This is a genomic window from Candidatus Polarisedimenticolaceae bacterium (assembly GCA_036376135.1).
GTDB lineage: Bacteria > Acidobacteriota > Polarisedimenticolia > Polarisedimenticolales > DASRJG01 > DASVAW01.
In genome coordinates this window covers 1-8,324 of the sequence record DASVAW010000161.1, presented here as the reverse complement: position 1 = coordinate 8,324, position 8,324 = coordinate 1, and the positions used below count along the sequence as shown (strand labels likewise).

The window sequence follows — 8,324 nt, the reverse complement described above, 5'->3', positions numbered from 1 at the left end:
CGATGCTCCACCGGGGGCAGATGCGGTGGATGCTGTGGGGGCTGGGGATCGGGCTCGGTCCGTTCGTCGCGTTCTACGTCACGCCGTGGGGGCTCGGGGCAAACGTCCCGGACTGGGCCGACCTCTTCGCCCTCCCGATGCTCCTCGTCCCGGCGGCGTTCGGCGCGGCGCTGTCGCGGTATCGCCTGCACGACCTCGACCTCCTCCTGCGGCGCGGCCTGGCCGGGGTGACGCTGGCGTTCGTCGTCGTCGGCGCGTACGCCGCGGCCCTTCTGGTGCTCAGGCGGCTCGTCGACGACCTCGCGCTCCCCCCCGATCTCGTGACCTTCCTCGCGGCACTGGTGACCGCGGTCCTCTACCCCAAGCTGCGCCACGGGGTGCGGGCGGGAGTCGACCGTGCGTTCTACCGGGCGCGTTACAGCTACCGCGCGACGCTGCTGGAGTGGGGGCGCGAGCTCAACGCGGAGATGGACCTCCCCGCGCTGCTCGATCGCCTCGAGGAGCGCGTCCGCGAGACGCTCGCGGTACCGCACGCGCGCGTCTACGTGCGCGGCGCGGGCCGGCAGTTCGACGCCGCGCGCCCCGGCGCCGCGGGGGAGCGGTTCTCGCTGGAAAAGGCGACCCTCGAGGGGCTCGAGCGCGGCCCTGCGGTGCCGTGCGCCGAGTCGGGGCTTCCGTCCGCCCCCTGGGCGCGCCATCTTTTCGGCATGCGCGTGAAGGGACGGGTCCGCGCCGTCCTCGCCGTCTCGGACCGCGGTCCGTTCGACCCTCCGTTCTCCAGCGAGGACCGCGCCCTGCTCGCGACCCTCTGCTCCCAGACCGCCACGGCGATCGAGGCCGCGCGCCTGGTGCGCGAGGTGCGCCAGCACGCCGACGAGGTCGAGACGCTCAGGTCGCGTCAGGAGCGGATCCTGGAGTCGAGCGGCGTCGGTCTGCTCCTCGCGGATGCGCGCGGCCGGATCCTCGCGTGGAACCGCACCCTCGAGGCGATCTACGGTCTTCCCAAGGAGGAAGCGCTCGGACGGTCGCTCCAGGAGGTATTCCCGCTGCACACCATCCGCGCCCTCGAGCGCGAGATCGCCGCGACCCCCGCGGGGGAGGAGGCGCGCCTGTACCGGCACGCCCTCGTCAACCGCGTCGGTCAGCGGATCGTCGTGAACCTCGCGGTTTCGGCGGCGTCGGGGGACGGCGGGGACGGCGCGCGCGTGGTCACGTTCGACGACGCCACCGAGCGCGTCAAGCTCGAGGAGCAGATGCTGCGCCAGGAGCGTCTCGCCTCGCTTGGGCTGCTCGCGGCGGGCGTCGCCCACGAGGTCAACACGCCGTTGACCGGGATCTCGAGCTACACCCAGATGCTCCTCGAGGATCTTCCCGAGGGCGACCCGAGGCGCGAGGCTCTCGAGAAGATCGAGGTCCAGAGCCGCCGGGCCTCGGACATCGCCAACTCGCTGCTCAACCTCGCCCGGCCGGAGCGGGCCGCGCTCGAGCCGATCGCCCTCAACGACGCCGTGCGCGAGGTGGTCCGGCTGTTCGAGCCGCAGATCCGCGGCAAGGGGATCCGCCTGGAGACCCGGCTCGATCCCTTGGTGCCGCCGGTCGCCGGGCACCGCGGCAAGCTCCAGCAGGTCCTCCTCAACCTCCTGCTCAACGCCCGCGACGCCGTGGACGGGGAAGGGAAGATCGCGATCGCGACCTCGTGCCGCGGGGACCGCGTGATCCTCGAGGTCGAAGACGACGGGGCCGGGATCGCCGAGGAGGATCTCCCGCGGATCTTCGACCCGTTCTTCACCACCAAGGGACGGGGGAAGGGGACGGGTCTGGGGTTGTCGATCACCTACGGGATCGTCCGGGAGCACGACGGCGAGATGCAGGTGGAATCGCTCCCGGGGACCTTCACCCGCTTCCGCGTGGACCTCCCCGCGATCGCCGGCGGCGAGCGCGCCGCCGAGGGGGCCGTCCGCTGACGCTGGCGGCTTCCGCTCCCCGTTCGCTACGATCCGCCGCCATGACGACCACCTCGTCGCCGTCGGGAGCCGGGCGCGTCCTCGTGATCGACGACGAGCCGATCGTCGTGGACGTCCTCCGGACGCTCCTCGCCCGCGAGGGGTACAAGGTCGTCTCCGCCCCCGACGCGGCCTCGGGACGGGCGGAGATCGAGTCGGGGGGGCCCTGGGACGCCGTGCTCCTCGACGTCATGCTCCCCGACGCCGACGGCCTGCATGTCCTGCGCTGGATCCGGGAGGCGAGCCCCGACACCGCCGTCGTCATGATCACCGCCTACGGCACCGTGGAGAACGCCGTCCAGGCGATGAAGGCGGGGGCGTTCCACTACCTGACCAAGCCCTTCAAGAACGAGGATGTCCGCCATCTCGTCGGCCAGGCGGTGCAGACCACCCGCCTGCGCGAGGAGAACAAGGATCTGCGGCGCGCCCTCGAGAGCCGCTTCAAGTTCGAGAAGATCGTCGGAAAATCGCGCGCGATGCAGGAGGTCTACCGGCTCATCGAGCAGGTGGCGCCCAGCCGTGCCACCGTCCTGATTCAGGGGGACAGCGGAACCGGCAAGGAGCTCGTCGCGCAGGCGATCCACAGGCGCAGCCCACGCACGAACCGCCCGTTCGTGGTCGTCAACTGCCACAGCATCCCCAACGACCTGCTCGAGGACAACCTTTTCGGCCACATGCGGGGGGCGTTCACGGGCGCCAACGCGGCGAAGCAGGGATTGCTCGAGGTCGCCGACGGCGGGACCGTCCTCTTCGACGAGGTCAGCACGATCACCCCGGAGATGCAGGTGAAGCTCCTGAGGGTGATCCAGGAGAAGGAGTTCCTTCCGCTCGGCGCCCTGGAAAGCCGGGTCGTCGACGTGCGGATCCTCGCCGCGACGAACGAGGACCTTCGGACCCTGGTCGACCAGGGCCGATTCCGCGAAGATCTCTACTACCGCCTGAACGTCATCTCGATCACCCTCCCGCCGCTTCGCCGTCGCATGGAGGACCTCCCCGTCCTCGTCGAGCATTTCCTCGCGAAGTTCCGCGAGGAGAACGGCAAGGACGTCGAGCGCGTCGCGCCGGAGGCGATGGAACGGCTGATGGCGTACGCCTGGCCCGGAAACGTCCGGGAGCTCGAGAACGTCCTCGAGCGCGGGGTGGTCCTCGCCCGCGGGGCCGAGATCGGGCTCGACGTCCTGCCGCGGGACGTCCTGGAGCGCGTCGCTCTCCCCGAGGCCGCGCAGCTCCCCGAAGGCCTCGCGTTCTACGACGCGGTGAGCCGGTACGAGCGGCAGCTCATCGAGGCCGCCCTGCGCCGGACGGGAGGCGTCCAGAAGCAGGCGGCCGAGCTGCTCGGCCTCAAGCCGACGACGCTCAACGAGAAGATCAAGCGACTCGGCATCCACGCCTCGGGGTGATCGCGGCGATCGGCGCGGCTGCGGAGCGGATGCAGCGCCTGCCGACAACCACGACCTCACCGGAAGCCACGCTCGGCATACAAATACATCGCCATCGCTTCGGTTGACGGTGCGGAGGGGCGGTGGTACATAGTCGCGCGCCCCGTGGGGGGCGGCCCGGAAGGCCCGCTGGCCGTCCGCGTCGTCCGGGGCCACAGCCGTTCACCCGCGTCGGGGGAATCCCACGAGCGTCGCGTCCGCTGGGAGGAGGGTCATGAGCTTGCGTCGTATCGCTGCCGCCGCCGTGGTGGCCTTGGGTGCCGTCGTCTCGGCGTTCGCACAGTCGGGGACCGGGGGGCTCAAGGTCGTCGTGATCGACGGCTCCGACAAGACCCCGATGCCCGGAGTCGTGGTCACGATCAGCAGCCCGAGCCAGCTCGTCCCCAACACCGCGATCCAGACCGACGCGACGGGGACGGCGCTGTTCCCGGTGTTGCGCGCGGGCGGCGACTACGTCCTCGACATCTTCATGCCCGGCTACTCCCGCCAGAAGATGCCGAAGGTCCGGGTCGAGATCGGCCGCACCAGCACCGTGGCGATCGCGCTCTCCCCCGAGATGGTGGAGACGATCACCGTCGAGGGAACCAAGGGGTCGGTCGACATCGACAAAGAGGGGACCTCGACGAAGTACAGCGACCAGTTCATCCAGGACCTCCCCGTCGCGGGCCGCCTCTACCAGAACGTGCTCACCCTCGCGCCCGGCGTGCAGGACGCCGACGGGGACGGCAACCCGAACGTGCTCGGCGCACGCGACCGCGACTTCAAGGCGACCGTCAACGGCGTGAGCAACCAGGACCCGCTGACCGGGCAGTGGCTCAACCTCGTCAACCAGGACTCCATCGAGGAGGTCGAGATCATCCAGACCGGCGCCGGCGCCGAATACGGCCGCGCGCAGGGCGGGTTCGCCCAGATCATCCAGAAGCAGGGCTCGAACGACTTCGAAGGCACGTTCAACTTCATCTACCAGTCGAAGGCGCTCAACGGGAACGGTGCGACGGACATCCCGTCCGACCAGCTGTCCGACTTCCGGACGCTCCAGCCCGCGGTTTCGATCTCGGGCCCCGTGGTCCGCGACAAGCTCTGGTACCGTTTCGCGTACGAGCTGCTCGACCGCGAGGACCCGGTCCCGATCGGCGGGACCGCCGTCAACGTGAACACGACGCGGCAGAACATGGACGGTCAGCTGACCTGGCAGGTTTCCCCGCGGAACAAGCTGGCGTTCCAGGTCCGCGCGGACCCGCTCGAGCAGACCAACGGCGGCGTGTCCCAGGTCACGCCGGTGGACTCTTCGTACAGCCTCGAGCTCGGCGGGCCGACCTATCAGGTGCAGTGGACGGCCCCGTACTCCCCGAAGTTGTTCGTCGACTCGCTGATCGCCTATCAGGACACCACCCAGAAGATCTCTCCCACGACCTCCGGCGTGGCGAACGACTGCATCACGGCCGACGGCAACGTCACCCTCGAGTTCGCCAACTGCTTCAACGTCGACACCTCGACCTCCTCCGGTTCCTACCCCCTGACCTGGGACGACAGCCGGCAGCGCATGACGGTCAAGAGCGACGGCACCTACTTCGCCGGGCAGTTCTGGGGAGCCAACCACGAGTTCAAGGCGGGGATGATCATCGAGAACGAGCGCTACTTCCGGAAGCTGACGCGGCGCCCGACGGGGAACTTCTTCGTTCTCGAGCCGAGCTTCGTCCCGGACGAGGGCTCCGAGGAGCTCGACCCGATCGGGATCTACGCCGGGTCGTTCGCGGTTCCCGAGCAGAGCTCCGCGCGCGCGGTGGGGACGAGCTGGTCCTTCTACGCCTCCGACCAGATCAAGCCCCTCAACAACCTCACGATCAACGTCGGCTTCCGGTTCGACCGGGAGCAGATCGACTCCGACGGCTGGATCCCCTTCGATCCGGAGGCCGAGGCGCGGCGGTACCTCGCGGGCTACGCCATCGACGACAACCAGTCGGCGACCATCGCGGCGAACTCCTTCACCGCCTACGAAGGGGTCAATCAGCTCGCGGAGCAGATCAAGGCCTACCTCGGCGAGAACGCGAACCTCGGCGGGTCGGCGCAGCAGTCCACCTTCGCGGTCAACACGCGGCGCCAGGGGAGCATCAACCTGGTGAACAACAACTTCGCCCCGCGCCTTTCGGTCGCGTGGGACCCGTGGAGCGACGGCAAGACGAAGTTCGCGGCGTCGTACGGGCGCTACTACGACAAGATCTTCCTCGCGGTTCCGCTGATCGAGCTCGAGCCGGTCATCGCGAACGTGACGTTCGACGCCGAGCTCCTCAACAACGAGTGGGTGGTGAATCCCTCGAACACCCCGATCAATCCGGCCCTGACGGTCTCCGTCGTCGACCGCAATCTGAGAACGCCCTACCAGGACGAATACGCCCTGAGCTTCGAGCGCGAGCTCTGGACCGAGACGACGTTCCGCGCCACGATCGTCAAGCGCAACTTCGAGGACCAGCTCCAGGACATCAACCTCAACAAGGTCCCGGGGGACTACGGGACCTGCGTCGTCCAGTCCACTCCCGACGGCCCGTACATCGACACGACCACCCCCGACGGGATCATCGACGACTGCGCGGGCGAGCTCCTCGGCGTCGGTTCCGAGGTCGTCGGCGGGGGCTCCGGGTTCGGCCGGGACCGGGTGCTGACCCGGCCCGACGGGATCCCGGACCTCTACCTCCAGAACCCCTACTGGGGCGACATCTTCTTCGTCGGCAACTACAACCAGGCCGAATACAAGGGGCTCATCCTCGCGCTCGAGCGGCGCCAGTACCGGAACTGGCAGATGGACGCCTCGTACACCTACTCGGAGGCGAAGGGCTCCGCCGAGGACTTCCAGCTCGCGCTCGGCGACGACCGCTCGACGCTCGCCGACGAATACGGGTACCTCTCCTTCGACCAGCGCCACGTCGTGAAGGTCAACGCCACGACCCTGACCCCGTGGGGCTTCCGCCTCGGGACCAGCGTCTCCTGGCAGTCCGGGCTTCCGTATTCGATCCTCACCCGCGACTTCTCGTACACCACCTCTCCCCCGCAGTACGCGCTGCTGGGCGGCTCCGACTCGCCGGTCCGGCAGTTCTACCCGACCGGGCAGCGCAACGACCAGCGCAACCGCTCGTACTGGAACTTCGACGTCAAGGCTTCGAAGGAGATGAACCTCCCGCGCGGCCTGAACCTCCAGCTGAGCGTGCTCGTCAAGAATCTCCTGAACGACGGGACGTACATCGTCTTCACGCCGGGGATCAACTACGGGCGGCAGATCAACGGCGTCAACGACGCCACGCAGCGCTTCGGCCGCCAGTTCGAGCTCGGGATGCGCCTGGCGTTCTAGGGCTTCCCTTCCACCAGCCGACGCCACGACGGGGCCGCCGCGAGGCGGCCCCGTTTCGTTCTCCCCCACGCGGGGGCCGACGGAGCTTCAGGGCCCGTGTAAACTTCCCCGCCCATGCGCATCCACGACACCCTGACCCGTTCCTCCCGCGAGATCGAGCCGCTCGAGCCCGGACACGTTCGCCTGTACACCTGCGGCCCGACGGTCTACGACTTCGCCCACATCGGCAACTTCCGGACCTACGTCTGGGAGGACCTGCTCCGCCGGACGCTCAAGCTCCACGGCTTCCGCGTCACGCAGGTCATGAACATCACCGACATCGAGGACAAGATCATCCGGCGGATGATCGAGACCGGGATGTCGCTCGACGAGGTGGTGGAGCCGTTCATCGCGGCCTTCTTCGAGGACATGGACCGCCTCAACATCGAGCGCGCCGAGCGTTACCCGCGGGCGACCGAGCACATCCCGGAGATGATCGCGATCGCCGAACGCCTGAAGGAGCGCGGCTTCACCTACGAGAGCCAGGGCTCGCTCTACTTCCGGATCGGAGCCTTCCGCGAATACGGGCGCCTGAGCCATCTCGAAGCCCGCGAGACGCTCGACGGCGCGCGCGTGGACAGCGACGAATACGAGAAGGACGACGCACGCGACTTCGTGTTGTGGAAGGCCTGGAAGGAGGGGGAACCCTCCTGGGAGAGCCCCTTCGGCCGCGGCCGTCCGGGGTGGCACCTCGAGTGCTCGGCGATGAGCATGAAATACCTCGGGGAGAGCTTCGACCTCCACACCGGGGGCGTCGACAACATCTTCCCGCATCACGAGAACGAGATCGCGCAGAGCGAGTGCTCGACCGGCGAGGTCTTCGTCAAGTACTGGATGCACGCCGCCCACCTCATGGTGGACGGCGAGAAGATGTCGAAGTCGAAGGGGAACTTCTGGACGCTCCGGGATCTCCTCGAGAAGGGGCACGATCCGCGGGCGATCCGGTTCCTGCTCCTGTCCACCCACTACCGGAGCTCCCTCAACTTCACCCTCGCCGCCCTCGCCCAGGCCGCCTCCGACCTCCAGCGTCTGGACACCCTGGACGACCGCCTCGGGAGGGAGCCGTCCGCTCCCGGCTCCAACCCGGAGTTCGACGCGAAGGCCGCCGCGGCGGTCGCGGAGTTCCGGGACGCCCTCGGCGACGATCTCAACGTCAGCGGGGCGATCGGGGCGTTGTTCCGGCTCGTCCGCGAGGCGAACGCGGCCCTGGACCGGGGAGAGCTCCCCTCGGGAAGCCGCGAGACGCTTCGAGCGTCCCTGAAGACGATGGACACCGTCCTCGCGGTTCTCGAGCGCCCCAAGGCCGACCTCGACGCCGAGATCGAGGGGTTGATCGCCCGCCGGGCCGAGGCCCGCAAGGCCCGGAACTTCGTCGAGTCGGACCGGATCCGCGACGAGCTCCTCGCCAGGGGGATCGTCCTCGAGGACACCCCGCAGGGGGTCCGCTGGAAACGCGCGATCGGAAAATAGGGACAGCAACCTATTTCGCAACTGGGGACA

General features: G+C 68.7%; 4 protein-coding genes. All 4 read left to right on the top strand.

Annotation, left to right across the window (positions count from 1 at the left end; all coding sequences use genetic code 11):
* Positions 1-1,964, top strand: a 1,964-nt coding sequence (locus VF139_17415) for an ATP-binding protein (protein HEX6853178.1), incomplete at its 5' end; no start/stop codon positions are given.
* A 41-nt stretch (positions 1,965-2,005) separates the two neighbouring features.
* Positions 2,006-3,403: a sigma-54 dependent transcriptional regulator gene (locus tag VF139_17410; GenBank protein ID HEX6853177.1), complete on the top strand. Its 1,398-nt coding sequence runs from the start codon at positions 2,006-2,008 to the stop codon at positions 3,401-3,403.
* 253 nt (positions 3,404-3,656) lie between these two features.
* Entirely contained in the window at positions 3,657-6,785 is a 3,129-nt protein-coding gene (locus VF139_17405) for a carboxypeptidase regulatory-like domain-containing protein (GenBank protein ID HEX6853176.1), read from the top strand.
* A gap of 114 nt (positions 6,786-6,899) precedes the next feature.
* A complete protein-coding gene (gene cysS, locus VF139_17400; GenBank protein HEX6853175.1) occupies positions 6,900-8,294 on the top strand; it encodes a cysteine--tRNA ligase in 1,395 nt (464 codons plus the stop codon).
* Positions 8,295-8,324 lie beyond the last annotated feature (30 nt).

Bases quoted from the DNA above. Each gene is read 5' to 3' on its own strand.
- VF139_17410 (HEX6853177.1), top strand. From the start codon at position 2,006: ATGACGACCACCTCGTCGCCGTCGGGAGCCGGGCGCGTCCTCGTGATC.
- VF139_17405 (HEX6853176.1), top strand. From the start codon at position 3,657: ATGAGCTTGCGTCGTATCGCTGCCGCCGCCGTGGTGGCCTTGGGTGCC.
- cysS (HEX6853175.1), top strand. From the start codon at position 6,900: ATGCGCATCCACGACACCCTGACCCGTTCCTCCCGCGAGATCGAGCCG.